Source organism: Pseudomonas fluorescens, assembly GCF_902497775.2.
Classification (GTDB): domain Bacteria; phylum Pseudomonadota; class Gammaproteobacteria; order Pseudomonadales; family Pseudomonadaceae; genus Aquipseudomonas; species Aquipseudomonas putida_F.
Genome location: NZ_OZ024668.1, coordinates 2,632,611 through 2,659,091, shown reverse-complemented (window position 1 = coordinate 2,659,091; position 26,481 = coordinate 2,632,611). Strand labels below are relative to the sequence as shown.

Genomic DNA, 26,481 nt, shown 5'->3' with positions numbered 1-26,481 from the left:
CAGGTGGGGATCGAGTCTAGGCAAAGCCTGCGCGCGGGCCTATGCCATAACTGTCCACTGATACTGGTATTTTTTGCCACACCCTTGCGGAAACCGCCATGCGGGAAAACGATACAGTCGCCATCTACTTCGTCCATACCATGCTCCACACCCTGCGCGCCCAGCCTGAGCGGGCGGCGGCGCTGCTGGCGGACGCCGGGATTGAACCTGCGGTGTTGCAGACGCCCGGAGCGCGCGTGCCGGCGTCGGCCTTTGCGCGCTTGTGGCTGCTGTTGATCGAGACCCTCGATGACGAGTTCTTCAACCTCGACAGCCATGGCATGCCGTTGGGCAGCTTTGCCCTGATCTGCCGCGGGCTGATCCAGGAACCGACCCTGGAAAAGGCCCTGCGCCAGTGCCTGAACAATTTCGCCCTGTTCCTGCGCGATATTCGCGGGCAATTGACGATCAAGGGCGGGCGCGCGGTGATCAGCCTGCGTACCGATATTGATGATCCGCTGACCCGGGTGTACGCCGAAGAAACCTTCCTGGCCCTGGTGATCAGCCTGCTGTGCTGGCTGGCCGGGCGGCGCATCGTCATTGATCGCACGGCGTTGACCGACACGCGTCCGGCCCAGGAGGATGATCCGTTGCTGTGGGGCGCCAACGTGCAACTGGGCAGTGGCCGCACCGAGATCGAATTTTCCGCCGATTACCTGCGCCTGCCGGTGGTCCAGGACCTGGCGGCGTTGAAGACTTTCCTGCGCAGTGCCCCGCAATGGCTGGTGATTCGTTACCGCAACCAGAATGGCCAGGTGGCGCAGGTGTATCGCTACCTGCGCGCCCGTCAGTACGGTCAGTGGCCGACCCTGCTGGCCATGGCCGCGCGCCAGGGCCTGAGCCCCAGCAGCTTTCGTCGCCAGCTTGAGCGCGAGGGCCGCTCGTACCAGCAGATCAAGGACGAGGTGCGCCGGGCCATGGCCTTTGAATGCCTGCGCCAGACGCACCTGAGTATTGCCGAAGTCGCCGAGCACACCGGCTTTCAGGAGCCCAGTGCGTTCCACCGGGCGTTCAAGAAATGGACCGGCGAGAGCCCCGGCAGTTACCGTCAACGCATGCTCAGTCCTGCAGCTGCGCCGCCAGTTGCTTGACTCTGACCAGGTCGCCGCCGGCAACTTTGGCCACGCCCTTGCCGTAAGCCGGGTCGGCTTTGTACAAGTACGAGAGCATGATGTGCTTGCTTTGGTCATCGCTGCTGGCCAGCGACTGGCCGAAGCTGTTGATCAGGTCGCGGCGGTTGCTTTGGTCGTAGGCGCGGAACAGTTCGCCCGCCTGCAGGAAGTTCTGCTGGCGCTCGATGCCCTGTTGCTGCGTACTGCCGCTTAGCGGCAACTGGCTGTAGCGCGCTGACTCGGTCGGTGGGCGTGGCATCAGGCGGCTGGGCTCGTAGTTGACCCCACCAACTGTACGCGAAGCGTTCAGGGCACCATCCTGGTTGCCGTTGTTGACTTTGACCCTTGGCTGGTTGATGGGCAAGCCGGCGGCGTTGGCGCCGACCCGGTACATCTGGGTATCGGCATAAGAGAACAACCGGCCTTGCAGCAGGCGGTCTTCCGAGGGCTCGATGCCGGGAATCAGGTTGGAAGGCGCCAGCGCTACCTGCTCGGTTTCCTGGAAGAAGTTGCTGACGTTGCGATTGAGCACCATCTGCCCGACTTTGCGCTCAGGTACCCCGGGCCAGATCTTGGTCGGGTCGAGCGGGTCAAAGGCAAAACCCGCCAACTGCCCGGGCTTGAGCGTCTGGATGTACAGGTCCCACTTCGGATGGTCGCCGCGGTTGATGGAGTTGACCAGATCGGTGGTCATGTGGCTGAAGTCATGCCCCTGGATTTTCGCCACTTCTGCGGGGTTGAGGTTTTTCTGGCCTTGTAGGGTCTTCCAGCGGAACTTGACGTAGGTGGTTTCGCCGTCTTTGTTGACGAACTTGTAGGCATGCACACTGTTGCCGTCCATGTGCCTGTAGCTCAGCGGCGTACCTTCGTTGGAGTACAGCAGGGTCAGGGTGCGGGTGGCTTCGGGCATGTGCGAGAGCAGGTCGAAGCGCCGGGCGTCGTTGCCAAGGTTGCTGCGCGGATCGGGTTTGAAGGCGTGGACCATGTCCGGGAACTTGATGGCATCGCGAATGAAGAAGGTCGGGAAGTTGTTGCCAACCAGGTCCCAGTTACCGTCGGCGGTGTAGAAACGCGTGGCAAAGCCGCGTGGGTCACGCAGGGTTTCCGGGGAATGCAGGCCATGCACCACCGAAGAGAAACGCACGAATACCGGGGTTCGCTCACCCGGGGTGAACACCTTGGCCCGGGTCAGCTCGGAAATATCGGCTGAGGCGATGAATTCGCCATGGGCGCCGGTGCCACGGGCATGCACGACACGCTCGGGGATGCGTTCGCGGTCGAAGCGTTGCAGCTTCTGGAGCAACTGCACGTCCTGCAGCAGGGTGGGGCCAGAGCCGCCGGCAGTTTGCGAGTTCTGGTTGTCGCCTACCGGGGCGCCGTTGTCGCGGGTAAGCGGAGCGGCGAGGGCGTTGCTGGCCATCAGTAAGGCCGAGGCGATTACGCCCAGGGTGGAGCCTGAAAAACGGTGGGTGCTCATGGTGACTGTCCTGTCAGTGGGGGGCAGTCGATGATAAAAACGTTGGAACAGCGAACCCAGATGGGGTTTCCTCAAGCGATGCAGGACGTTTCTTGAGCTGACTGGCGATTCTAGACCGGTTCCCGGCACTGCCTCAGTGCCGGGTTGCTCCCGTGCCTCTACAGCATTTGCTTGAGCAACTGCTGCAAGCGCGCCTGGCCTGCGCTGTCGAGGGCGAACACAGGCCGGCGCGGCTCACCCACCGGCAAGCCGGTCATGCCCAGGCCAGCCTTGATCGTCGCCGGCAGGCCACCCTTGAGGATGAACTCCAGCAGTGGCAACTGCCGGTAGAACACCGCCGTGGCCGTGCCCAGGTCGTTGGCCTGCACGGCCTGGTACAGCTGCTGGTTGAGCGTCGGGATCAGGTTCGCTGCTGCGGTGCACCAGCCGCTGGCGCCGGCCACGAATGCCTCCAGTGCCAGCGGGTTGCAACCATTGTAGAACGGCACCTTGCCTTCACCGAGCAACTGCAGCTTGTGCATGCGCTGGATGTCACCGGTACTTTCCTTGACCATGGTGACGTTCTCGACCTCGCGCACGATGCGCAGAATCAGCTCCACCGACATGTCGGTACCGCTGGTGGCCGGGTTGTTGTAGAGCATGATCGGCAGTGTGATGCTGGCGCCAATGGCCCGGTAGTGTTCGAAAATCTCCGCTTCGCTGAGCTTCCAGTAAGCCGCCGGCAGCACCATCACCGCATCGGCGCCGTGTTCCTGGGCAAAGCGCGCGCGGCGAATGGCGCCAGCGGTGGTCAGGTCGGAGACGCTGACGATGGTTGGCACCCGCCCGGCAATGTGGCGCAGGCTGAACGCAGCCACGTGTTGCCATTCCAGGTCGCTCAGGTAGGCACCTTCACCAGTGCTGCCCAGGGGCGCGATGGCGTGTACGCCGCCGTCGATCAGGCGATCGATCGAGCGGCCCAGGGCATCGAGGTCAAGCTGTTCGCCGTCGGCACTGAACGGGGTGATGGTGTAGCCGATGATGCCGTGAAAAGTCTTGGACATGAAATCTACTCCGCAAGGTAAGTCAACAGGCTCGGATCAGTTCAGGCAGTCGCCATGCACCCGCAGGCACTGGCGCGCATAGTAGTTGAAGGCGGCGCTGTGGCGTTTGGGCCGGGAAATCCAGTCATGGGCTTCACGACCCAGTTCCGCCGCAATCGGCTTGATGCTGCCGGCGGCCATGGCCAGCAGTTGCAGTTTGGCGGCGCGCTCGATCAACTGGGCGATCACGCAGGCTTGCTCGATACTCGTGCCGGTCGACAGCTGGCCGTGGTGCGACAGCAGGATGGCGCGCTTGTCGCCCAGGGCGGCGCTGATGATTTCGCCTTCTTCGTTGCCCACCGGCACGCCGGGCCAGGCTTCGAGAAACGCGCAATCCTCATACAGCGGGCAGAGGTCCATGTGCGACACCTCAAGCGGCACCTCCAGCATCGACAGGGCGGCGACGTGGGTCGGGTGGGTGTGGATGATGCAGTTGACATCCGGGCGCGCACGATAGACCCAGCTGTGGAAGCGGTTGGCCGGGTTGGGCATGCCCTGGCCTTCGAGGACTTCCAGGTCTTCGTTGACCAGCAGCAGGTTGCTGGCAGTGATCTCGTCGAAACCCAGGCCCAGTTGCTGGGTGTAGAAGGTGCCCGGTTGCGGGCCGCGGGCGCTGATCTGCCCGGCGAGGCCGGAGTCGTGCCCGTTGTCGAACAGAATCCGGCACGTCAGGGCCAGCTTTTCGCGCACGGTCCACGTATTATCGGCAAGCGAGCCTTGCATCTGGGTCAGGGCTTTGTGAATCAGTTGATCCTTGGGGAGTGCCATTGTCTTGGCCATGGGGCTATCCTCGGTGGCGTGATGGGTTGTCAGGGCTGGCCCACCCCGGTTGCTTGGAAGGTGACGGGGTGGTCAATCGCATGACACAATAAAGGCTATATGACACAAGGTGTCATTAGCAAGAAAATACTTGCCCATGGCATTGGGAAAATTGCGTCACATGTCTATCCGATTGAAACTGTTAAGAAAAAAACTAGGTATTACCCTGGAAGCGTTGGCCGAAATGTCCGGCATGACCAAGAGTTACCTGTCCAAGGTCGAGCGTGGGCTAAACACCCCGTCGATTGCAGCGGCGTTGAAACTGGCACGTGCCTTGAACGTCAATGTCGAGGAGTTGTTTGCCGAAGACCAGCCAGGCCAGGGCCGTTACAGCCTGGTGCGCAGCCACGAGCGTCAGGCAGTGTCGGGGCAGGGGCCGGGCTATACCGTGCTGGCCAAGCAAATCGGTAGCCGCAGCCTGTTGCCGTTCATCATCAGCCCGCCGCCAGAGTTCAGCGACGCCACTTTCAAAGAGCATCTGGGTGAAGAGTTCCTGTTTGTTCATGAAGGCCAGGTGGAGGTCGATTTTGTCAACGAGCGGGTGTTTCTCGAGCGTGGCGACGCGCTGTATTTCAATGCCCAGACCCCGCATCGCCTGCGTTCACTGGGCGAGGCGCCGGCCCAGGTGCTGGTCGTGGTGCACGACGCCGAGGATTGATGCCGATGGATGCGAACTCGCGCTTCTGGCGTGACCCGGCGCTGCCTTTTGTCGAGGCGCGCAGCGTCAGCGATGGACGCAAGGTCTGTTATGCGGCGCATTCGCACGAGAGCTTTTCGATTGGCGCCATCACCGCCGGACACAGTACCTATGTCAGCGGCGAGCGCCATCAGCAGGTTGCGGCCGGCACCGTGGTATTGATGAATCCGGGGGTGGTGCACACCTGCAACCCGATTGCCGGCCAGCCCTGGTCGTACCTGATGCTCTATGTCGACTGGCCCTGGTTGCAGGCCTTGGGGTTTTCACCGCTGGCGGCGATCAGCAGTAGTTCGCCGGCGTTGTTCAACGACCTGCTCAGGCTGTTTGACGCGCTGCTCGATGAACAATGCCCGCCAGCCAGCAAAGAGACCGCACTGCGGCTGTTTTTCAGTGGGCTGAGTCTGCGCCTTGGCGGGGGCGAGCGCCCGGTGCTGCAACCTGACCCGCGCTTGTTGGCCGCTGCGGCATTCATCCGTGAGCACTGCACCGAGCCGTTGCGCCTTGCGGCCATCAGCCAGGCTGCCGGGTTGTCGACGTCCTACCTGATCAGGGCCTTCAAGCAGCAGTTCGGCCTTACCCCTCATGGTTATCTGCTTGATCAGCGCGTGCAGTATGCCCGCGCCCAGCTACGGCGCGGACGGTTGATTGCCGAGGTGGCACTGGAGGCTGGCTTCGCCGATCAGGCGCATTTGCAACGGGCCTTCAAACAGCATCTGGCGGCGACCCCGGGGCATTACCGGTCAGCCCAGTAGCAGGTACAGGGCGCTGGCCAGCAACATCAGTGCCAGGCTGCGATTGAACAGGCGCACGCGCCGCGGATCGCCCAGGTAATGGCTGATCATGCTGCCGGCCCAAGCCCAGGCGGCAATCGACAGGTAGCAGATGACCAGGTAGATGCCGGTGAATTGCCACAGCAGGCGGGGCTCGCCGTCGCCGACATAGGCGCCGATGCCAGCCACGCAGGCCAGCCAGGCCTTGGGATTGAGCCATTGCAGGGCGGCGCCGGCCAACATCGACGGCGCATTCTGGCCGCCGCCTGTGGTCAGTTCACCGTTATCGCTGGCCAGTTTCCAGGCCATGTACAGCAGGAACAACACGCCGGCCCCATGCAGCACCTGAGTCAGCCCTGGCCAGTAACGCAGCAACTCGTGCATGCCAAGGCCGATCAATAACAGCAGCAGGCAAAACCCCAAGGTGGCACCGCCGACATGCCGCAAGCTGGCGCGCAGGCCATGGCGGGCGCCAGCGCTCAGGGCGACGATATTGACCGGGCCAGGGGAAATGGAAGCGGCCAGCGCGAAGGCGGCCATCGACAGCATCAGGCTCATGGGAACAGCATCCAGAAGTGGGAGTGAGCAGAGCCTAAGGGGTGGGAGCGAGCGCGTATTGAAGAAAATTACCCTGAATATCCTCAAGTAATTTTTACAGGTGCTTCGCCTTTGGCGAGGTTTTTCTTTGATTGGCAAGCCATCAGCATGTAATCACTTTCAACCACAGGCAGTGATCATCATGTACAACCCGTCTCCATCCTTGTTGAACCAGACCGTCGTCGTGCTCGGTGGCGCCAGTGGCATCGGCGCGGCAGTGGCGCGCCAGGCCCGGGAGCGTGGCGCCCGTGTCATCGTCGCCAGTCGCCGACCGGGTGCTGTTGGCGAAGGTATTGAAGCCTTGGCGCTCGACATTACCGATGCCGTTGCGCTGCATGCAGCGTTTGCCAACATTGGCCAGGTCGATCACCTGGTGATCACTGCGGGCCCCGCGGTACAGGCCAAGCCGCTGGCAGAGAGCGACCTGCAACTGGCCCGCGAAGCGTTCGAGGTGAAATTCTGGGGTGCCTTGCAGGCCATCCAGGTTGCGTTGCCGCACCTTGCGCCAAGCGCCAGCATCAGCCTGACGTCGGGGCTGCTGTCGCGTAAGTTCGTCCCCGGGCAGTTGATCAAAACCACCCTTAATGCTGCCCTTGAGGCCCTGGGCAAGCAACTGGCCAAGGAACTCGCGCCACGTCGCGTCAATGTTATCAGCCCCGGGTTGACCGAAACCGAGGCTTACGCGGCCATGGATAGCGGACAGCGCGTGGCGATGTTTGATCGCGCGGCGGCCGGGCTGCCGGTCGGGCGGGTGGGCCAGGCCGATGAGGTTGGCGCAGGGTTTGTCCTGGCCATGGAGAACGGCTTCATGACCGGCAGTATTCTCGACATCGATGGTGGTGGGCTGCTGTAAAGCGCAGGTGATGCTGCGGACCGGCCCAGCGCCTCAAGTTTCAGCTTCTGGCGCCGAAGCACTCTGGCACCGGGCTCTAAAATAAGGACATTCCGTGTTGAGAAAGCTGCTTCAGGCCACCGCTATCATCGCCACCCTGTCGATGACTGGCTGCGTGTCCTATAACGTCACCGGCCCTCTGGGCGCTCCGCAACATCCTGCCGCCAGCACCAGCCCACGGACCGCACAAGTGGCCGATGTGGCGGTCACCGCGCCGGGTATCGACGAAGCCACGCGCAAGGCCATCAGCCGCTCGCTGACCGTGCAGCTCGACCAGTACGTCGAGGCCGGCAAGTACTTCAGGCAGGTCAGTGAATACCCGACCCGCCTGGATGAGCAGGACGTCCTGCTCAAGTTCAACATGACCTCGCTCAAAGGCCATCGTGGACCGCATCCAGGCTATGTGCCGGGGGCTTTGCTGACCCTGACCGTGTGGATCTGGGTCAATGGCCCGATCTACGTCGACACCTTCGACGTTGCCGGTGACCTGATGATCGAGGATCGCAACGGCAAGGTCCTGGCAAGCTCCCGCCAGGCGCTCAAGCTTGAGCGCAATGTCGGCCTTTATCGCCGCGAATACTGGTCGCCGACCTTGGGTGCGCCGCAACTCAACGACGTGGTTGCCAAGCTGCTCGACGACGCCACGCTGAAGCTGGCCAAACAGTAATTTCAAGGAAGAATTCCATGCTGCGTATGATCAAAGCCAACCTGCTGCTCGGCGCTGTGCTGCTGACCGGCTGCGTTTCCTATTCGCAACACGAACTGGCGCCGGTGCAGAGCTGGCCACCGCAGGCGCAAGCCCAGGCGGTCAAGCCTACCGCCTACGTGCGCACCACCGCGCAATACCAGGTCAATCGTGGCCAGCCCAATGCCACCGCCGGCAAGCCGGCCGAAGCCTGGGAGCAGGCGCTGGTCGAAACCTACAACCAGTCCGGGCGCTTTGCCCGGGTGAGCACCGAGAAGGTCGCGGCGGACATCTACGCCGAATCGACCCTGACCAACCATGAGCAGTACAGCGTGGCGTCGGCAATCATTACCGGGGCGACCTTTTTCATCATCCCGTCCACGGCGCGCAATACCTTCACCCTGGACACGGTGTTCAAGGACAAGGACGGCAAAGAGTTGGGGCGTATCAGCAAGAGCGAATCGGTGCGCACCTGGATGCACCTGGTGTTGATCGTCGGTATTGCGTTCCAGCAGGACACCCGCGAACTGGTCCGGCAGTTGACCCAGAGCACCCTGGATGAGGCGGTCAAGCGCCAGTTGCTGTAAGGCGTCATCGGATGTGTGCCGGTGTGGCCGGCGACGGGCTAGGCAGTAGCCCTGCGCAACGGGCGCACGCCCAGGGCGGCGTCACGCAATTGCTGGCAAACCTCGCGGGCACTCAGGGCTGGCATCTGCTTCACGCTCTCAAGGTCAATGGCATCGGCAATCGGCAATCGGCAATCGGGGCTGAGCATAAAGCCTGCGGGCAGGCGTGTCAGCCGTTGCCCAGGCTTGATCTGCCGCGGCCAAGTGCGTAGCGTCCGCGCCCTGGTCCTTTGAGTAATTGCTATGACCCTGATGGAACGACTCTTCACCTGCGCGTTTGGATTGAGCGCGATGACCCCGGCCCTGGCTGCCGACAGGCTGGCCATTGAACACTGGACCCAGGCCAACGGCGCGCGGGTCTACCTGTTGCCACAACGCCAGGCCAGCGACCTGCAGATCCAGGTCGACTTTGATGCCGGCAGCCGCCGCGACCCACAGGACCAGCCGGGCCTGGCGGTGCTCGGCGCGGCGCTTGCGGTGGAAGGTATCCGTGCTCAGGGCGATGACCCGGAGTTGAACGGCAACGCGCTGCGAATGGCCTGGATGCGCCTGGACAGTGCACTGAATACCCAGGTCGATGCCGACCGCTTCAGCTACATCCTGACCATCACCGACAACAGTCCCCAGCGCCAGGCTGAGGCCACGGCGTTGCTGGGGCGGCAGATTGGCGAACCGGCCTTTGCCGGCAGCATCTGGTTCCGGGCCAAGCCGTATTACATACGCCAGGTCAATGGTGAAAGCCCCCGGCGTTTTGCCGGTGTCGGGCAACGCTTTGCCCAGGCGGTCTATGGCGACCATCCCTATGGCCGCGAGTTGGCCCGCCCAGGGTTGCAACGCAACAAGCAGATCGACCTGTACGAATACTCGCTGCCGTTCGGCTATGCCCTGACCCCGGCCATGCTCGAGCGCACCCGTATGCAAGATTTGCGCGCGCACTACAGTGCAATGATGCTGCCATGCCGGGCCACGGTCAGCCTGGTCGGCAACCTTGATCGGGCGCAAGCCGAAGCCGTGGCCAGCGCAGTGCTCGGACGCTTGCCACAGCACGGCTGCGAGGCCCTCCCTGCGCTGCCCAAGGTACAAGCATTGAGCCAGGCCAGCCGTCTGCAACTGGAGCCGCAGCAGGGGACGATGTGGGTGCAGATCGGCCAGCCAGCGGTGCCGCGCAGCGACCCGGACTTCTTCGCGCTGCTGCTGGGCAGCGACATTCTCGGTGGCGAGCACTGGCCGACGCGAATCAATCGGGCTGTTGGCAAGGCGCTTGGCGGCGATGTGAGCTGGGAGTCGGCCAGCTACTTTGCCATGGGCCAGCAGGGCGGGGCCTTGGTGATCTCACTGGAAGTCCCTGCCGGGTACCAGGAGCAGGCGGAGAAAGCTGCCTATCAAGCGCTGGCGCGCTTCGTCAGTGAGGGCCCGAGCGCCGAGGAGCTGGACGAGGCCAAGGCGCGGCTACTTGCCCATTTTGACGGCACCAGCCGCCAGCGTTTGCTGGAGCATGTCGCCCAGATTGCCTTGAACCAGCTGCCGGACGATACGCTGGTGACCTGGCGGCAGCGGCTGGAGGCGGTGACGCCTGACCAAGTAAAAACGGCGTTCAAACGCGTAGTGCAGCCGCAGAAAATGGCGACGGTAGTGGTGGGGCAAGATCAGTAGGCGCGGGCTTGCCCCGCGAAAAGGGGATTGTGAAATTCCCCACGCATCATGATAATGAGAGTAATTACCATTAATGTGTGATCACTTTCGTGCCGAGCTCTGTCGACTCCAAGGCTATCGTCGCCCACCTCTACAGTGACCATCATCGCTGGTTGCGCGCCTGGCTGTACCGCCGCCTGAACTGCCCGCACGATGCGGCGGACCTGGCCCAGGACACCTTCGTCCGGGCCATGACCAGCAGCGCCTTGCCCGCCCTCGACGAGCCTCGCGCTTTTCTCGCCACCGTTGCCCGCCGCCTGCTGAGCAACCTGTTTCGCCGCCGGGCGCTGGAACAGGCTTACCTCGACGAGTTGGCGGGCCTTGCGGAACATTGCCTGCCCTCGGCTGAAGACGTGTTGCTGGTGCGCGAAGCCCTGGCCGAAATCGACCGTATGCTCGACGGTCTGCCGGCGCGGGTGCGTCACGCTTTTATCCTGCATCGCCTCGAAGGCATGAGCCAGCCGGACATTGCCGCGCAGCTGGGTGTGTCGCTGGCCACGGTCGAACGTGACCTGCGCCGGGCCTTCCTGCATTGCCTGAGCGCGAGGCCGGAATGAGCAACATGCAACTGGACCGCGCCACCCACGAAGCGGTGGACTGGCTGCTCAAGCTGGAGAACGCCCCTGTCGGTAGCCCGTTGCTGCTGGCGTTCAACGCCTGGCTCAAACAGTCGCCCGGGCATCAGGCCGCCTGGCAGCGGGTCAATGCCCTGCTTGGCGAGCCCCTGGCTGACCTGCAGCAGGCCGAGCAGCGCAACCCGGGCCAGTTGGCCATGGCCAGCCGCAGTTTGCGCGCCTTGCCTTCGCCGTCGCGGCGTAAAGCGCTGGGCGGCGGTCTGGCGATGTTGTTGCTGGGCCTGGGCGCCGGCGCAATCGGCAATCGTGTGGCGCCGCTGGGTGATCTGCTGGCCGACCTGCGCACCGGAACCGGTGAGCGCCGCACCTTCACCCTCGCCGATGGTTCGCGCCTGTGCCTGAACGCGCGCAGCGCAGTGGATGTGCGTTTCAGCGCCGGGCAGCGACTGGTGCTGCTGCGCGATGGAGAGCTGCAAGCCGATGTTCGTGCAGAGCCGGGCCGGCCGTTTATCGTCGCGACCCGCGAAGGCCAGGTGCAAGCCCTGGGCACGCGCTTTAGCGTGCGCCAGGAAGAGCGCCAGAGCCTGGTCGCGGTGCAGCAGCACAGTGTCCTGCTCAGAAGCGGCAGCGCACCTGCCCAGCGCGTGGAGGAGGGCCAGGCCTTTCGTTTCGACGGTCATACCAGCCAGCCGCTGGCCGCTTCGCTGCGCACCCGGGCGAGCTGGACCGAAGGTCGCCTGGATGTTCGCGACGAGCCCTTGGGCGAATTGATCGAGGCCTTGCGCCCGTACCGCGCCGGGGTGCTGCGCATCAGCCCGCAAGCCGCGCAGGTGCGCGTCTACGGTAGCTTTCCGCTGGACGACAGTGAGCGTACTTTGCGCTCCCTGGCCGAGACCCTGCCGATCCGTGTCGACAGCTTTGGCAGCTGGCTGACCCGTATCGATGTGATCTAAATAAAAATAATTGCGATTTCCCTGAGGGGATTCGGTCACTGGCGTGTCCTCGTTATGGACAACAACCTTCAACGAGCCAACACCTCCATGCCCGACTCCATGATCCGCCCCAGCCTGCTGGCCCTCGCCATCGCCCTGGGCAGCAGCGCACCGCTGTACGCCCTGGCACAAACCGACAGCAGCGTCAGCGCCAGCCAACGCTTTGATGTCCCGGCCGGTGACTTGGGCGAAGCCCTGAGCCGCATCGCCCGTCAGTCTGGTCGGGTGCTGTCGGTCAAGCCAGCGCTGGTGCAGGGTAAGCGCTCGGCTACGGTCAGCGGCCAGTTCAGCCCCGAGCAGGCCGCCACCCAGGCGCTCAATGGCAGCGGTCTTAACCTCAACATCACCGCCAACGGCACCTGGAACCTGGTGCCGGCCGAGCAGAGCGGGGCGCTGGAGCTGGGCCTGACCCAGATCGTTTCCAACGCCAGCGAAGATGCCTGGGGCCCAGTCCAGGGCTATGTGGCCAAGCGCACCGGCACCGCGACCAAGACCGACACTTCGGTGCTGGAGGTGCCGCAGACCATCAACGTCATCACCCAGGATGAAATCAAGGCGCTTGGCTCGCAGACGGTCACCCAGGCCCTGCGCTACACCCCGGGTATCACCGGGGGTGGTTTCTCCGACCGGGTCGGGATCTTCGACGAGCCGACCTCCCGCGGCTTCAGCCCGACGCCGCTGTACCTGGACGGCCTGCACCTGCCTTATGGCGGCGGCAGTACTGGCGGTGCGCTGCAGATCGATCCGTACGCGCTGGAACGTATCGAGGTGATGAAGGGCCCGGCCTCGGTGCTCTATGGCCAGAACCAGCCAGGCGGCCTGATCAACATGGTCTCCAAGCGCCCGACCGCGACGCCGCTGCATGAAGTCAAACTCGGTGGCGGCAGCCAGGACCGGCGTTACGGCGCGTTCGATTTTGCCGGCCCGGTGGATGACCAGGGCGAGTACCAGTACCGCGTGACCGGCATGGGCCTGGACAAGAACGGCGAGGCCGACTACGTCGAACAGCAGCGCTACATGATCGCCCCGAGCCTGACCTGGAGCCCCAACGAGCAGACGCGCCTGACCGTTTACGGCCACTACCAGCGCGACAACGGTGTGCCGGAAGCCCAGGGCCTGCCGGCGGTGGGCACGGTGTTTGCCAGCCCCAATGGGCGGATCAAGCGCAGCCGATTCATCGGCGAGCCGGGGGTCAACTCCTACGATCGCGAGCAGTACACCTTTGGCTATGAAGTCAGTCATGAGCTGGACGACGTCTGGACCCTCAAGCAGAACACCCGCTACGCCTACGTCGATGACAAATACCGGGCGCCGCTGCACGGCTACGCCTTCGTGCCCAACCCGGTCACCGGGGCCGACGACCAGAGCGCCATGACCCGCTTCGGGGTCGACTGGGCCCAGCGCAACAAGGTGTTTGGCATCGATAACATGGCCCAGGCCAAGTTCAACACTTTCGACGTCGCCCACACCCTGTTGATCGGCGTTGATTACTACCACTCCAACTCCAAATTCCTCGGCCTGTACGACCGCAATCCGCCGGTCATCGACCTGTACAACCCGGTGTACGGCAAGCCAATGAACTTCGGCCAGCCGTTCAAGTGGGACCGCACCATCAATCAGACCGGCCTGTACGTGCAGGATCAGCTCAAGTGGGACAACTGGTTCCTGACCCTCGGTGGCCGCTACGACTGGGCCGAGGCCGATAACAAGGAGCCGATCGCTGGCACCCATACCACCGTCAAGGACGAGAAGTTCACCGGCCGCGCGGGGCTTGGCTATGCCTTCGACAATGGCGTGACGCCTTATGTCAGCTACTCCGAGTCGTTCCTGCCGCTGAGCGGTGCCGACTACGCGGGCAAGGCGTTCGAGCCGTCCACCGGCAAGCAGGTCGAGGCGGGTATCAAGTACCAACCGCCTGGCCAGGACAGCTTCATTCAGTTGTCGGTGTACGAGATCAACCAGCAGAACATCCTCACCGCCGACGTCGGCAACCCCGGCTTCAACAGCCAGGTCGGCGAACTGCGCTCGCGCGGCGTCGAGCTTGAAGGCAAGGCCAACCTCACCGATAACCTGGGCCTGATCGCTTCGGTATCGCACAACGACGTGGTTTACACCAAGGACAACGATGGCCGTGAAGGTCGTCATCCGTCGGGCACCCCGCCGATGACCGCATCGCTGTGGCTGGACTATCACTTCACCGGTGATACCCCGATTGCCGGCCTGGGCATGGGGTTGGGTGCACGTTATGTGCGCGGCAGTGACGGCACCGATTTTGCAGATGGCCACTTCAGCATCCCGTCCTACACCGTGTACGACGGCATGGTCTCCTACGACTTGCAGCAGTCGCCATTGCGCCTGAAAGGGGTGAAGTTGCAGGTCAACCTGCAGAACCTGGAAGACAAGGTGTATGTCAGCCGTTGCACCAGTGACGTGGATTGCTACTACGGCGAAGGGCGGACCATTACCACTGACCTGACCTATAACTGGTAAGACCGACTTGCCCGGCGATGGGCTGCAAAGCAATCCCTGCTAGCGACAAGCCAGCAACCACTGACGAAACCCGGCCACCTGCGGCCGTTCCAGTGCCGTCGCCGGGTACACCAGGTAATACGCCAGCTCACTGGCGATGCCCTGTGCAAAGGGCGTCACCAGCATGCCTTCATCCAGCTCCCGCTGCACAAAGCCGCGGCGCACCAGCGCCACGCCCAGCCCCGCCTTGGCCGCTTCAATCGCGCCGTTGCTGTCTACGAACAAGGTACCGCCACTGGCCTCCACCTGTGGCGCCCCGGCTGCATCCAGCCACATCCGCCAGTCGTGGCGGTGCTCATCGTGCAGCAGGTGCACGCTGGCAAGGTCGCCGGGTTGTGCAGGGCGTGGATGTTGCGCAAGTGCGGGCTGCACACCGGCACCAGATCATCATCCAGCAAGCGTTCGGCGACCAGCCCGTCATAGCGGCCATAGCCATGACGCACCGCCAGGTCGATGCCGTCGCGGGCGAAATCCACCAGGCGCTTGCAGGCGCTGATGCGTACATCGACACCGCTCTGCTGCGCCTCGAAACCGCCTAGCCGTGGCAGCAGCCACTGAACGGCAAACCCGGGTGTGCAACTGAGCGTCAGTACCTGTTGTCTGGCGCGAGCAGTGAGGGCACTGGTGGCCTCACGAATCATGCGAAAGGCGCTGCGCAGGGTCGCGAAGTAGTCCTCGCCCTCCGGGGTGAGGCTGAGGCTGCGCGGGCGGCGGACGAACAACTGCACGCCCAGGGCCGCTTCCAGTTCCTTGATCTGCAGGCTGACCGCACCGGGGGTGACGCACAACTCGCGGGCGGCAAGGGTGATACTGACATGCCGGGCGGCGGCTTCGAAGGCGCGCAAGGCGCTGAGTGAGGGGAGGGTCATGATGCTTTAGTTCACCTCAATCATCTGGCGAAAAATGCTCGTTTGTCGTGGTGCTGGTGCCCATGAATACTGGCATTGAAGGGCTCCAGAGGCTGCCAATTGACCTTAGCAGAGCTCAATCTCGATCGCCCGTTTGAGGAGTTAGCCACGATGAACAAAGTCATGAGCCTGAGGGAGTGGGGCCTGTTGATTGCCCTGTCGCTACTGTGGGGTGGTTCGTTCTTCTTCAATGGTATTGCCGTGAAGGAACTGCCGCCTTTCACCCTGGTGATGCTGCGCGTGGGGCTGGCGGCGCTGGTACTGCTTGCGCTGGTACGGCTGCTGGGGCTGTACATGCCGCGAGAGTGGCGGATCTGGCGGGCGTTTTTGGCCATGGGGCTGCTCAACAACCTGTTGCCATTCTGCCTGATCGTCTGGGGCCAGGCCCGCATCGGCAGCGGCCTGGCCTCGATCCTCAATGCCACCACGCCGCTGTTTGCGGTGATCGTTGCGCACCTGCTGACCGAGGACGAAAACATCAGCGTCAACAAGCTGGCCGGTGTTGCGCTGGGCTTTGTCGGAGTGGCGATCATGATTGGCTCGGCGGCTTGGTCCGGCCTGGACGGCAACCTGTGGGCACAACTGGCAGTGTTGGCGGCGGCCTTGTCATACGCCGTGGCCGGGGTTTACGGGCGGCGCTTCAAGGTCATGGGGGTGGCGCCGCTGATCACTGCCGCCGGACAGATCAGTGCGTCGGCCGTCTTGTTGGTGCCGCTGGCGTTGCTGATCGACCTACCCTGGAAGCTGGCCGCGCGAAGCCTGACAACCTGGGCGGCGGTGGCCGGTTTGGTGTTGCTTTCCACCGCGCTGGCCTATGTGGTGTTCTTTCGTATCTTGGCCACGGCCGGGGCGACCAACCTGATGCTGGTGACCTTCCTGATTCCGCTCAGTGCCATCGTGCTTGGCGTGCTGGTGCTGGGGGAGCGTCTGGAGACCAGGCACTTTATCGGTATGGGGCTGATTGCCCTGGGGTTGGCGGCGATCGACGGGCGCTTGCTGAAGTGGCGGCGGGTGGCGGCGGAGGATCCGGACCGTTTTATCGGCCGGGATATTTAGGTCGCAGTCAGCTTGCCGCGCTGCTGTGTCAGGCATCGCGCAACAGGTCATGGGCATCGAGCAGCCGGTAGGCAATCTCCGGTTGCTTCTCCAGCGCCCGCCGGATCGCCGCCGGAATATTCTGCCGGGTCTTGCGACACAAGCCCGGCAGGTCCTCGATTTGAATATTGATGCCACGTATGGTCCGCACTTCATTGAAGCTCGGGGTGATCTGCACGCGAATGCCCAACTGCTCATACAAGCGTCGTTGCATGTGCTCCAGGTCCGCCAGGCTCTGCAGGTTTTCCAGGCGTTCGAGCAGGCGCTTTTCTTCCTGGCGGGTCAGCAGCAGGATGCGCGGGTCCTGCAGCGTCTCGCGGCCGCAATCGCAGGCGCCGGGCGGGCAGGGGGTGCGGGTGGGCAGGGTGGCGTTCATGCCTTGCAGCATAGCGAGGCAAAGGGCGTTCTGCCTACGTGAGCGTGATCAAACCCAGGGCTGGGCTAATCCTGTTTCAATTTGGAAGCACAGGCCGCACGGGGTTGGCAACCTGCCGCTATATAGAGGTTGGCGTTTATTCGAAAAACAATAAGGAAAAAATAATGACGCAGAAAATAAAGCTGCTTTACTTAACTTCATATCCGTCTGTCATGGATCCAAAGCATTCAGTAAAGGTGCCAGAAATCAGTTTATATTGATCGGTATTTACGCTTTTATACTTGGAGGGTTCGACAATGAAACTTGCTGTCGGAGTGACCTGTGCGATGCTGCTTGCGATGACTTCGTTGGCCCGGGCTGAGCACCTTGAAGGCCAAGTTCGCGAAGCCATAGAAGCGGCGATGCAAGGTGAATGTTCGGAGGTATTGAGTACCATGGTAAAGGCAAGCTGTGAGGGCCAGATAGATCGCATGACGCAGGCTTTATCCCAGTTGGGCCCGTTGGCCAGCGTCGAGTTCAAAGGTAATGAAGATACGCCCTCAGGTTCGGCCGAGGTCTACCAGGCCACTCACGCCAATGGCAAGATGCTGTGGCTGGCGATCAAGGCACCCAGCGGAAAGTTGAGTATGTTCTGGTCGCCAGGCCCTCAATAACGGGGTGTTAAATATGCGCTGCCTGATGGTATTGGGTATGCTGTTCTTATTTCTTCCCGCGTGGTGTGTTGCCGGCAGTGAAGCCACGTTGATATGGGATGCTCATCATCAAAAAATAGTGCATGTCGAAGTAATTGGAAAGTTGGCGAACGGTACCAGTGAGTTGGTTCAGGCCGCCTCAGGGTTCCGCGTGGCGCAACCTTACGTTGTCACCAATGCCCACTTGTTTAGTTCGATCGGTAACTATGACTCTGTGCAGATCAATGTACGTTTGGAGTCGCGTAATACCAATCCCTACTCGGCTCACCTGGAAATTACCGACACGGATGTGGATGTTGCCCTGCTAAAGGTCGACGGTCTGCCTGTAGAAGCCGGTTGTCCGTACTTTCTGGTCACGGATTCCAACGCAGTCCGCCCGGGGGCTGACCTGTTTTTTCTGGGATTCCCTATCGATGACGTGCTGCGCATATCAGTCGGCATCCTTTCGATCAATGCCGATCCGACGCTTGCGTTATGGCAAACCGACGCCAATTTGAATGTCGGCAACAGTGGAGGGCCAGGCTTTACCAGTGGCGGCTATCTGGTCGGGATTGTCAAAGGCGCTGTAACTGGCTTCCAGGTAGGTGAGCAAACCAGTAACGTGCAAGGTATTGCGCAGTTCGTACCTTCCATCCGCTTCCAGCAGAGCCAGGTCGGTAAACGCGTGCTGGAAGAGCAGGAGGATGTCAGGTGCTTGCGCGCGGTCGCCATGAACGCTGACGGATCGTTCGGCCTTGGCAGCGATCCACTGGCGCCCATCGACAAGCCCACGCCATTGACGCTGGCCCTGCCGGTTGCGCTGAACTGGAAGGATGGTTCGCCGTTACCGACACCACGCAAGTTCAGCGCCAGCGACAACTATAGAATTACTCGTTGCAAGTTTGAAGGTGTGTCGGTTGAGGGGGCTGAAGTCTGGTGCACTGCCAGCGAATCGGGAACTTATGCCACGCTGGATCTCAAGCCTGTAGGTGCACAAGAGCCAGGTAAAGCACGACGGGTGGTCGGACGGGTAGTGTTGGATCAGATCCCGACGGCAATGGGGTCAGTTGCCCGGCTCCAGTCGCCGGTGGCGAAATGAACAGGGGACCACGAGTGCTGCTGATTCTGTTGAGCGTGATCGCCGCGACGCAGGCTGTTGCGCAGGACTGGTCGAAGCAAGCGATTCGCGTCGAACACAGCACGGATAGGCTGGCCCGTTTGCACGACAAGATTCAGAGCCAAGGGACTGCAGCGCTCAAAGACATCGCAAGCCAGGTCGAGTGGGTGATTTCAGTCAATTCCAGCAGTGAGCCAAACTCGATCTATAACGCTCAAGGGCGCAAAGTTGAGATTCCTGACGCTTTTGTTGCCAGGACTATAAACCTGGCTCGCATGGCAACCCTGGCTACCCAAAGTGGGGAGCTCAACTGCATCGCTCGCTACCGCAAGCACATGGATAGGACTGGGTCGCGCACGGTTCCTGAGAAGTACCTTGAACAGACAGGCGCCGATTGCAGCGCGATGCGGGCACGCTTGCCGCTTGGTGCGCTTCAAGAGGCCCGGGCCGAACAAGAGCTTGATGCGACGCTTGAGTTTGCTTATCTGCATGAACTCGGACACCAATATCACAACCACTATCGCGTGCCTTTACCACCTGATGTCGCGACCCCGCAACACCAGTGCGACTATCTGCGCATCAAGGCACTGTATCGGGCTATGGAGTACGAAGCCGATGATTTCGCGGTCGATGCCCTGGCCAGCCTTGGGGATTCGGCGATTGTTCTATCGATGGCCAACATGTGGTTGCCAGAGCCCGTAGACCCCGACCCGGGGAACATTGCGCGCAGCGAAATGCTCTCGCAACGGCTATCGGAGCATCCGGTTTCGATCTTGCGCTACATCCGGGTCCTGGATCGAACCTCCGGGGTGCTGGCGCGCCAACCTAACGTCAACCCCGAGATTCTGCAGATTATCCAGCAGTTCATCGACGTGCAGAAACGCGCCGAGCAATTTATTGCCGAGAGCGACGAAGAGCTCTCGCCATGTTGAGTCGCATGGCCGGGGTTGCGATAGGTCTGAGTGTTGTTCTGCTGAACCAGACAGGCGCAGCGCTCGCTCAGCCGGCTTTACCCGCAGGAAAGATCATAGAGCAGGACTTCGGCACCATAGTGCGATTGAGCAAGTGGCCCGGCACAACCATCGCGGTGTGCTGGGAGAGCTCCCAAAGTACGGACAGGCAGTTGCGGGAAGTGGTCAAACGTGCCGTTGAAGACACCTGGCAGCGTAACAGTGCGTTGCATTTCGAGGGCTGGCAAGCCTGCCAGGCTGCCAGTCCGGGCATACATATCAGAGTTGCTGAGGATCACCCCCATACCAAGCGAGTAGGCAGATACCTGGATCAGATGCAGGACGGCATGGTGCTCAACTTTCGCCCCGAACGCTGGAGACCTTCCTGTCACTGGCAACTGGAATTTTGTGTGGCGGCCATCGCGGTACATGAGTTCGGCCATGCCATTGGCTTTACCCATGAGCAGAACCGACCGGATGCTCCTGAAGAGTGCAAGGCCGATTCGCAGGGGATCCGTGGCGACTACCTGGTCACTCGCTATGACCCATCGTCGATCATGAACTATTGCAATCCGGTTTGGATTGGAGACGGAAAACTCAGCCAGCTGGACATAGCATCCGTGCGGACAGTCTATGGGGCACCTGTGGTTTCAGCTGTGCACCCAAGCCCATAACGCAGAGGGAAATGAAATGATGACCCGACGTACAACACTGGCGTGTCTTGGCGGCGCCCTGATCATGCCGATGCTTGCCTGCACAGCGAGGAAAGCCGACACAGCGGTGGACTATGCGGATCAGGGAGTGGCTGATGAGTGGATGCGTCAGTGGATGAACGAAGCTGGTAAACGCTCGCCCACTGGTGAGCAGGTACCGGTGGGGCCGTTGTTCATTGGGCGATTCGCCGACCCAGTGTACTACCTGAGGGAGCCCATCGGCTGGAGGCCTGGGCGGGGCGAAATCGGCAAGCATGAGGCGGTCGAAGTGCCTGTCGGTTTTGTGACTGATTTTGCCAGTATTCCCAGGGAGTTTTATTCACTCCTGCGACCGGACGGTCTTTATGCGTATGCAGCGGTTATTCATGACTATCTGTATTGGGACCAATCCCTTGAACGGGACGCTTGCGATGAGATCCTCAAACTGTGCATGAAGGATTTCAGGATTGACTTCGCTACGGTTACTACGATCTATACCGGCGTTCATGCCGGTGGCTGGAAAGCCTGGGCTGACAACGCTGAACTCAAGCGCCGAGGTGAAAAACGCATTCTCAAGCGTTTTCCCATGGATCCGACGATCCGCTGGGCACAGTGGAAGGTGCAGCCAGGTGTCTACCGTTGACGCTTGTTGCCAATTGAGTAACCAGGCTGTAATAGAGACAGTCTTGACATCTGTATAAGAGTGAACCCATGCAGAAGCAGCAACTGACCCTAGACAACGTATTGACCGGCCGTGCCGTGCCCTTCACCCGACCGGATTCAGCCAGCGCTATCGCCAAGCTACCGCGCGACGGTGAGGTAGCAGTGACCGCGCTGGGCCTGGCCGGCGACGAGCAGGGTGATTTGCGCGTGCATGGCGGGATCGAAAAGGCCATCCACCACTATCCGCGTGAGCACTATGCCGCCTGGGCTGCGGAGTTGGGCGAGCATCCGCTGCTGCAAGCACCGGGCGCTTTCGGCGAAAACCTCAGCACGAGTGGCTGGACCGAACAGACCGTCTGCCTGGGCGACCGTTTTCGCGCTGGCAGCGCCCTGCTGGAAATCTCCCAGGGTCGCATGCCGTGCTGGAAGCTCAATGACCGCTTTGGCGTGAAGGACATGTCGCTGCGGGTGCAGCAAAGCGGCCGCACCGGCTGGTACTACCGGGTGTTGGAGGAGGGCGTGCTGGCCGCCGGGATGAATATCGAGCTGATCGAGCGGCCGCATCCACAATGGTCGGTGGCACGCTTGTCTTCGGTACTGTTCGACAAGCAGGTCGACCTTGAGGTCATTCGCCAGTGCCTGGAACTGCCGTTAGCTGCCTCCTGGCGCCGGACGCTTTCGCGGCGTCTGGAAAAGGCCGAAGTCGAGGACTGGGCACCGCGTTTGCAGGGGCCTGTACAGGGATGACGTAGCAACTCACAGCTGCGTGGTTACATCCTTGGAATCTTTTCCGCGGCTGCGGTCTTTAGAGTGTGCCGCCAGTCGGCACCTCTCGATTCCACAGGATCTGGAATACCCCATGAAGAAAGTCATGCAATCGCTGCTGGGTGCAGTCGTGCTCGGCCTGGGCACTGCTGTGTTTGCGGCAGGTGGTCCGTAAACCGGAGACATGCTTTACAGGTCTTTCCCTAGCTGGGATAACCAGGATCAATCCTTCGTGAATGTCAGAGAAGTCGCATTTCGACAAATCTGAATATCGAATAGGCTCAGCGCCTCCTGCCTCTGGCCCCGCCTGGTCCTTCCATGTCGCCTTTAGAGTCCGTAACGACAAAGTCTAAGCAGCTAATAGGCAACAGCAACTTACTTGCGATCATCGCTGGGGTGGGCGCCAATATCTGGTTGGGAGGGTCGGCACTGTACTGGAAGGCGCTGCGGGAAATTTCACCCTTGGTGCTCGTTGCGTACCGGGTGTTCCTTTCGCTGGCTGTGTTGATGCTGGTGCTGGTGGTACTGGGCAAGCTGATTACGCTCTACCGGAATTTAACGCCCAAGAGTGTGGTCGTTCACGGGGTAGCTGGATTACTCCTGGCGACGAACTGGGGAGTATTTATTTACGCCTCCATCCAGGGCTACGTTCTGGAGTCTGGTCTGGGGTACTTGATCGCTCCCTGCATCACGGTAGCGGCCAGCGTGTTGATGCTGAGCGAGCGATTAAGCAGGCTGCACTCCGTTGCCTTTCTCCTGATTGGCATCGCACTGGTCTATTTGGTGGTGTACGCAGAGGGGCTGAATACTGGCATCTATCTGGCGATAGCACTTACGTGGGGCGGGTATGTGTGTCTGAAAAGGTTTTCGATGATTGATGCCTTTTGTGGCACTACGCTGGAAACGTTACTGTTATCACTGATCTGTCTCGGAGCGATGTTTTTTACTTCGTGGGATATGGCACTACCTAGGACGTTGCCTCAGTCGACGTCGATTATCCTGCTACTTGCCGGGTTCGTGTCGGTCTTGCCTTTACTGCTGATCGCTTTTTCGGCCAAACACTTAGCGTTGACGACAATGAGCGCATTCCAGTTTCTGTTACCAACCACTCAGTTCGTACTGGCTGTAGTCGTGTACAAGCAGCCGATCAACGTTACCGTCGCGACAGTTATAGTGTTTGTCTGGATACTATTGGCACTGCTGGTGGCCATGCCAGCGATGAAAAAAATGTGTCAGCAGTGATTTGAACTGGTCCCAAGGAATCACGAAGGAACCAGTTCAATCAACAATCAGGCAGCCGTACCCAGCTTCTTTACCACCTGACCCTTGGCAGCCTGCTTGCGGCAGGCTTCGCCGAAGGCCTGGAACATCTTCACCGAGTCGGGGTTTTTCGCCGCTTGCCATTCCGGGTGCCATTGCACCGCGAAGAGGAACGGCGACAGGCTCGGGGCGTGGATGGCTTCGACCAGGCCATCTTCGGCGCGGGCCAGGGGTTCGATGCCTTCGCCGAGGTTTTTCAGGCCCTGGCCGTGCAGCGAGTTGACGCGGATTTCATCGCTCTGCAACAGCTTGTGCAGCCAGCTGCCTTGCGCCAGTTTGACGCTGTGAACAGCGCTGTACTGAACATCGACAGGATCATCCGGGTTTTCCCGGTGGTCGTTGAAGCCAGGTTCGGCGTAGACCTTCTGGTAGATGTCGCCACCCAGGGCCACGTTGATTTCCTGCATGCCACGGCAAATGCCGAAGATCGGCAGGCCACGGGCGATGGCCAGTTGCACCAGCGGCAGGTCGAACAGGTCGCGGTTGCGGTCCTGGGCCTTGCCCGGGGTTTCGTTTTCCTGGCCGTACAGGGCCGGGTCGATGTTGCTGCCGGCGCCGGTCAGGTAAACACCGTCGGCCATGTCCAGGTAGGCTTCGAGGTCGTCGGTACCGCAGCAGGTCGGCACCAGCACAGGTACGCAACCGGCGTGTTCAACCAGCGGTACGATGTATTTGTGGGTCATTACCTGATAGTCGTGGCCTTTGCGCTCCTGGGAGCCCATGGTCATCAGCACGACGGGTTTGCGAGAGGTTTGATTCTTATTGCCAATGTTGCTGTTGGGCATATGTCACCTTGGGACAGGCGCAGCCTGTCATTATTGTGCAGGCGCGCAGCTGGAACCTTTGCGCTGCCTGAGGTTTCGAGCACTGCCGGTACGCCAAGCAAGGGGCTGTATCCGGTCGAAACCTGTCATATAGCTTGCCAGAGCCGTTTAATATGTCAAACGACTTCAGATTGCACGGGCGAAGCTTGAGATTGCCTGAATGCAATTATTGGCCTGTAGCCCCCGGTAACCGGTGTGGCGCCTGTTGCGGCCAGTTCATTATATTTAACAAGTGTCCGGCATATGGCCGAAGCAGCGCCCGCGCGGCTTTGCTGCATCGCGCGGTTTCTCTTAAGCTGACTGTCACCGATGACTACCAGCCTGAACCATGCCCACGCCAAGACCGTCCCTGACCCTGACCCTGTTGCAAGCCCGCGAAGCCGCCATGGCCTTCTTCCGCCCCTCGCTCAACGCCCATGGCCTGACCGAACAGCAATGGCGGGTGATCCGCATCCTGCGCCAGCAAGGCGAACTGGAAAGCCATCAACTGGCCGAGCAGGCCTGCATCCTTAAACCCAGCATGACCGGCGTGCTGGCGCGCCTGGAGCGTGACGGCCTGGTGCGGCGCAAGAAGTCCACCCAGGACCAGCGGCGGGTGTTCGTCGGCCTGACCGAACAGGGCCAGCAGTGCTTCGTCGACATGAGCGAAGACATGGAACACAACTACCAGCGCATCCTTGAGCAGTTCGGCGAAGACAAACTGCAAGAACTGTTGGGGCTGCTCAACAGCCTGAAGAACATCAAGCCCTGAGCGCCGTTTTGGCGCGCTGGCCGCTTGCTACCTATACTGTGCCCATCCGCAACAGCGTGCCGTCGTTGACCGGAGCCAGGCGCCTCTGTTCCCGTGGTCGTGACTTTCTGAAGTAGCAGGACGCGAGTCGTCAATTCTCAACGCTACAAAGGGGTTGGATCATGGATATTGTCAGTCTGATTATTCAGATTGTTGCCGGTGTAGTGGGCGGTAACGCAGCCGGTATGAGCAAACAGAGCATGGGGCCGCTACTGAACTCGATTTTCGGTGGAGTTGGCGGGGTGATTGTCGGGCAGATAATTGCGGCGTTTACCGGTGAGCCCGGTGCGGCGGTGGCTGCGGGCGGCTCGCTCGACCTGCCGGCGCTGATCAGCAGTATCGTCGGCGGTGGTGCCGGTGGCGCCGTGCTGACGTTCATCGCCGGCCTGATCAAATCGAAAATGCACCCGCAGTAGGCTGTGCCAGGGTTGCCCCTGTTTGCAGGGGCAACCTTGTGCTCAGAAGTACTTCAGCCAGCCGATATCCCGGCGCCGGGCCTTGAGCGTGGCGAACCAGCGCACCGGCGGATAGAGCGCGAGGCTCAAGGCGATGGCCGTCAACCAGATGGCCCAGATCCCGTCGAAACCAAAGTAGCTGCCCTGGTTCAGGCCGAAACAGGCGACACCGATCAGGTACAGCACCTTGAGTACATACAGGTGCAGCAGGTAGAAGAACATCGGCGCAGCACCGAACACACTCAGTACCTGGATCGCGCGGCCGCTTTGCAGGTGCTCGAACTTGCGCAGAAGCAACAGGCCGACGCCCAGGGTCAGGGCCAGGAACAGCAGCGACGGCGGGTATTTGGTGATGTTGAAGAAGCTCATCAGGGTACGCAGTGGAGTTTCGCCGAACTGCCACGGCGCCTCGCCGTAACGGTTGAACAGGCGCAGCAGCAGGAAGCCGGCAAGTGCACCGGTAGCGCTGATCAGCAGCTTGCGTTGACGTGTGAGCGCGTCCGAACTCTTGGCAAACCAGGGGCCCATGGCGTAGCCCAGGGCAATCACGCCGATCCACGGCAGCAGCGGGTATGAGGTGCGCAGGCGCAGGTTGTCGGCTACTTCGATCCAGCCGCGGTCATGCAGGATGGCCCAAGGGATGTGCAGCGTCGATTCCGCAGCGAAGTGCAGCGGATCGAGCAGGTTGTGCCCGGCGACGATCAACGCGCCTAGAGCTACTAACAGCGGTCGCGGCAGCCACACCAGGCCAGCCAGGGCGATCATGCTCAGGCCGATGGCCCAGATCACCTGCAGGTAGATCACCTTCGGCGGCAGCTCCAGGGTCCAGGCCAGGCTGACCAGGGTGAACTCCAGCAGCACCAGGACCAGGCCGCGCTTGAACAGGAACGTCGAAACCGCGGCTTTGCCCTGGTGCTTTTCGCCATACAGATAAGCCGCCAGGCCGGTGAGCAGGACGAAGACCGGGGCACACAGGTGGGCGAGGGTACGGCTGAGGAACAGCCAGGGGTCGGTGTTGGCGACGTCCATCGGGTCGCCGACCTGGCGGTGCAGCAAGAAGGTTTCGCGCACGTGGTCGAGGAGCATGAAGACAATGACCAGGCCGCGCAGGGCGTCGATGGAGAGCAGGCGTTGGGTGGCGGGTGGCATGGGTGAGGTCGCGCCGTGGAATGATGAGGTGGTGCGTTATAACATAACCAATATTATTGCGCTGGCCTCATCGCGGGACAAGCCCGCTCCCACAGGTTCGCTGTAGGAGCGGGCTTGACCCG

At 61.3% G+C, this 26,481-nt stretch carries 27 protein-coding genes and 2 pseudogenes; 20 read left to right on the top strand and 9 right to left on the bottom strand.

Annotation, left to right across the window (positions count from 1 at the left end):
* The first annotated feature begins 98 nt into the window (after positions 1-98).
* Positions 99-1,130 (top strand): AraC family transcriptional regulator, encoded by a 1,032-nt coding sequence (locus F8N82_RS12045; RefSeq protein WP_038995506.1) that lies wholly within the window; start codon positions 99-101, stop codon positions 1,128-1,130.
* Here F8N82_RS12045 and F8N82_RS12040 read toward each other — a convergent pair.
* From F8N82_RS12040 to F8N82_RS12030, 3 genes are all read right to left on the bottom strand, one after another.
* Entirely contained in the window at positions 1,099-2,628 is a 1,530-nt protein-coding gene (locus F8N82_RS12040) for a catalase (protein WP_038995505.1), read from the bottom strand. The genes F8N82_RS12045 and F8N82_RS12040 overlap by 32 nt on opposite strands.
* A 158-nt stretch (positions 2,629-2,786) precedes the next feature.
* Complete coding sequence (locus F8N82_RS12035; RefSeq protein WP_038995503.1) at positions 2,787-3,671, bottom strand: dihydrodipicolinate synthase family protein; 885 nt, start codon at positions 3,669-3,671, stop codon at positions 2,787-2,789.
* Positions 3,672-3,707: 36 nt separating this feature from the next.
* Complete coding sequence (locus F8N82_RS12030; protein ID WP_038995502.1) at positions 3,708-4,490, bottom strand: aldolase; 783 nt, start codon at positions 4,488-4,490, stop codon at positions 3,708-3,710.
* 160 nt (positions 4,491-4,650) lie between these two features.
* Here F8N82_RS12030 and F8N82_RS12025 point away from each other — a divergent pair, with 160 nt between their 5' ends.
* Together F8N82_RS12025 and F8N82_RS12020 are read left to right on the top strand one after the other, a co-directional pair.
* The gene (locus F8N82_RS12025) at positions 4,651-5,187 is read left to right on the top strand and encodes a helix-turn-helix domain-containing protein (RefSeq protein WP_038995501.1); all 537 of its coding nucleotides are present in this window, start codon (positions 4,651-4,653) and stop codon (positions 5,185-5,187) included.
* A 5-nt stretch (positions 5,188-5,192) separates the two neighbouring features.
* A complete protein-coding gene (locus F8N82_RS12020; protein WP_038995500.1) occupies positions 5,193-5,978 on the top strand; it encodes an AraC family transcriptional regulator in 786 nt (261 codons plus the stop codon).
* Here F8N82_RS12020 and F8N82_RS12015 read toward each other — a convergent pair.
* Positions 5,967-6,554 (bottom strand): LysE family translocator, encoded by a 588-nt coding sequence (locus F8N82_RS12015; protein WP_038995499.1) that lies wholly within the window; start codon positions 6,552-6,554, stop codon positions 5,967-5,969. The genes F8N82_RS12020 and F8N82_RS12015 overlap by 12 nt on opposite strands.
* A gap of 181 nt (positions 6,555-6,735) precedes the next feature.
* Between F8N82_RS12015 and F8N82_RS12010 the strand changes: the two genes are divergently transcribed.
* The 3 genes from F8N82_RS12010 (at position 6,736) to F8N82_RS12000 (ending at position 8,757) form a co-directional block, all read left to right on the top strand.
* The gene (locus F8N82_RS12010; RefSeq protein WP_038995498.1) at positions 6,736-7,446 is read left to right on the top strand and encodes an SDR family oxidoreductase; all 711 of its coding nucleotides are present in this window, start codon (positions 6,736-6,738) and stop codon (positions 7,444-7,446) included.
* Between the two features lie 94 nt (positions 7,447-7,540).
* On the top strand, positions 7,541-8,152 hold the full coding sequence (locus F8N82_RS12005) for a hypothetical protein (RefSeq protein ID WP_038995496.1): 612 nt from the start codon (positions 7,541-7,543) through the stop codon (positions 8,150-8,152).
* Positions 8,153-8,169: 17 nt separating this feature from the next.
* The gene (locus F8N82_RS12000; RefSeq protein WP_038995495.1) at positions 8,170-8,757 is read left to right on the top strand and encodes a hypothetical protein; all 588 of its coding nucleotides are present in this window, start codon (positions 8,170-8,172) and stop codon (positions 8,755-8,757) included.
* 50 nt (positions 8,758-8,807) lie between these two features.
* Here F8N82_RS12000 and F8N82_RS27595 read toward each other — a convergent pair.
* Positions 8,808-8,882 (bottom strand): annotated as a pseudogene (locus F8N82_RS27595) (DUF7693 family protein); the annotation flags it as partial.
* A 166-nt stretch (positions 8,883-9,048) separates the two neighbouring features.
* Here F8N82_RS27595 and F8N82_RS11990 point away from each other — a divergent pair.
* The 4 genes from F8N82_RS11990 to F8N82_RS11975 all read left to right on the top strand — a co-directional run bounded on the left by F8N82_RS11990 (position 9,049) and on the right by F8N82_RS11975 (position 14,545).
* Positions 9,049-10,449 carry a M16 family metallopeptidase gene (locus tag F8N82_RS11990; protein ID WP_338918727.1) on the top strand — a complete coding sequence of 467 codons (1,401 nt, stop codon included), beginning with the start codon at positions 9,049-9,051 and terminating at the stop codon, positions 10,447-10,449.
* Positions 10,450-10,538: 89 nt separating this feature from the next.
* A complete protein-coding gene (locus F8N82_RS11985) occupies positions 10,539-11,045 on the top strand; it encodes a sigma-70 family RNA polymerase sigma factor (protein WP_038999408.1) in 507 nt (168 codons plus the stop codon).
* Positions 11,042-12,016 carry a FecR domain-containing protein gene (locus F8N82_RS11980; protein ID WP_038995490.1) on the top strand — a complete coding sequence of 325 codons (975 nt, stop codon included), beginning with the start codon at positions 11,042-11,044 and terminating at the stop codon, positions 12,014-12,016. The genes F8N82_RS11985 and F8N82_RS11980 overlap by 4 nt, the downstream gene beginning before the upstream one ends.
* Before the next feature lie 87 nt (positions 12,017-12,103).
* Positions 12,104-14,545, top strand: a complete 2,442-nt coding sequence (locus F8N82_RS11975; protein ID WP_038999406.1) for a TonB-dependent siderophore receptor — start codon at positions 12,104-12,106, stop codon at positions 14,543-14,545.
* A gap of 39 nt (positions 14,546-14,584) precedes the next feature.
* On the opposite strand, the pseudogene gcvA reads toward F8N82_RS11975, so the two are convergent.
* A pseudogene (gene gcvA, locus F8N82_RS11970) lies at positions 14,585-15,453 on the bottom strand (transcriptional regulator GcvA).
* Between the two features lie 150 nt (positions 15,454-15,603).
* Here gcvA and F8N82_RS11965 point away from each other — a divergent pair.
* Positions 15,604-16,548: a DMT family transporter gene (locus tag F8N82_RS11965; RefSeq protein WP_038995489.1), complete on the top strand. Its 945-nt coding sequence runs from the start codon at positions 15,604-15,606 to the stop codon at positions 16,546-16,548.
* A gap of 28 nt (positions 16,549-16,576) precedes the next feature.
* Here the strand turns inward: F8N82_RS11965 and F8N82_RS11960 are convergent, their stop codons facing one another.
* Positions 16,577-16,963, bottom strand: a complete 387-nt coding sequence (locus F8N82_RS11960) for a hypothetical protein (RefSeq protein WP_176470462.1) — start codon at positions 16,961-16,963, stop codon at positions 16,577-16,579.
* Between the two features lie 296 nt (positions 16,964-17,259).
* On the opposite strand from F8N82_RS11960, the gene F8N82_RS11955 reads away from it, so the two are divergent.
* From F8N82_RS11955 to F8N82_RS11925, 7 genes are all read left to right on the top strand, one after another.
* Positions 17,260-17,616, top strand: coding sequence for a hypothetical protein (locus tag F8N82_RS11955; protein ID WP_038995487.1), 357 nt, complete (start codon positions 17,260-17,262; stop codon positions 17,614-17,616).
* A 13-nt stretch (positions 17,617-17,629) separates the two neighbouring features.
* A complete protein-coding gene (locus tag F8N82_RS11950) occupies positions 17,630-18,733 on the top strand; it encodes a S1 family peptidase (RefSeq protein WP_080764745.1) in 1,104 nt (367 codons plus the stop codon).
* A gap of 14 nt (positions 18,734-18,747) precedes the next feature.
* Positions 18,748-19,683 carry a hypothetical protein gene (locus F8N82_RS11945; protein ID WP_038995485.1) on the top strand — a complete coding sequence of 312 codons (936 nt, stop codon included), beginning with the start codon at positions 18,748-18,750 and terminating at the stop codon, positions 19,681-19,683.
* Positions 19,677-20,375, top strand: a complete 699-nt coding sequence (locus tag F8N82_RS11940; protein ID WP_052251510.1) for a M12 family metallopeptidase — start codon at positions 19,677-19,679, stop codon at positions 20,373-20,375. The genes F8N82_RS11945 and F8N82_RS11940 overlap by 7 nt, the downstream gene beginning before the upstream one ends.
* Before the next feature lie 19 nt (positions 20,376-20,394).
* A complete protein-coding gene (locus tag F8N82_RS11935) occupies positions 20,395-21,036 on the top strand; it encodes a DUF1353 domain-containing protein (protein ID WP_200889124.1) in 642 nt (213 codons plus the stop codon).
* 68 nt (positions 21,037-21,104) lie between these two features.
* Entirely contained in the window at positions 21,105-21,803 is a 699-nt protein-coding gene (locus F8N82_RS11930; protein ID WP_038995484.1) for an MOSC domain-containing protein, read from the top strand.
* 336 nt (positions 21,804-22,139) lie between these two features.
* Positions 22,140-23,063 carry an EamA family transporter gene (locus F8N82_RS11925; protein WP_052251506.1) on the top strand — a complete coding sequence of 308 codons (924 nt, stop codon included), beginning with the start codon at positions 22,140-22,142 and terminating at the stop codon, positions 23,061-23,063.
* A gap of 47 nt (positions 23,064-23,110) precedes the next feature.
* Here F8N82_RS11925 and F8N82_RS11920 read toward each other — a convergent pair whose 3' ends face one another.
* Positions 23,111-23,926: a gamma-glutamyl-gamma-aminobutyrate hydrolase family protein gene (locus F8N82_RS11920; protein ID WP_038995483.1), complete on the bottom strand. Its 816-nt coding sequence runs from the start codon at positions 23,924-23,926 to the stop codon at positions 23,111-23,113.
* Positions 23,927-24,293: 367 nt separating this feature from the next.
* Between F8N82_RS11920 and hpaR the strand changes: the two genes are divergently transcribed.
* Positions 24,294-24,716 carry a homoprotocatechuate degradation operon regulator HpaR gene (gene hpaR / locus F8N82_RS11915; protein ID WP_038995481.1) on the top strand — a complete coding sequence of 141 codons (423 nt, stop codon included), beginning with the start codon at positions 24,294-24,296 and terminating at the stop codon, positions 24,714-24,716.
* A 161-nt stretch (positions 24,717-24,877) separates the two neighbouring features.
* Positions 24,878-25,171, top strand: coding sequence for a hypothetical protein (locus tag F8N82_RS11910; protein ID WP_038995480.1), 294 nt, complete (start codon positions 24,878-24,880; stop codon positions 25,169-25,171).
* Positions 25,172-25,213: 42 nt separating this feature from the next.
* Here the strand turns inward: F8N82_RS11910 and F8N82_RS11905 are convergent, their stop codons facing one another.
* The gene (locus F8N82_RS11905; protein WP_038995478.1) at positions 25,214-26,359 is read right to left on the bottom strand and encodes a DUF1624 domain-containing protein; all 1,146 of its coding nucleotides are present in this window, start codon (positions 26,357-26,359) and stop codon (positions 25,214-25,216) included.
* Between the last annotated feature and the right edge of the window lie 122 nt (positions 26,360-26,481).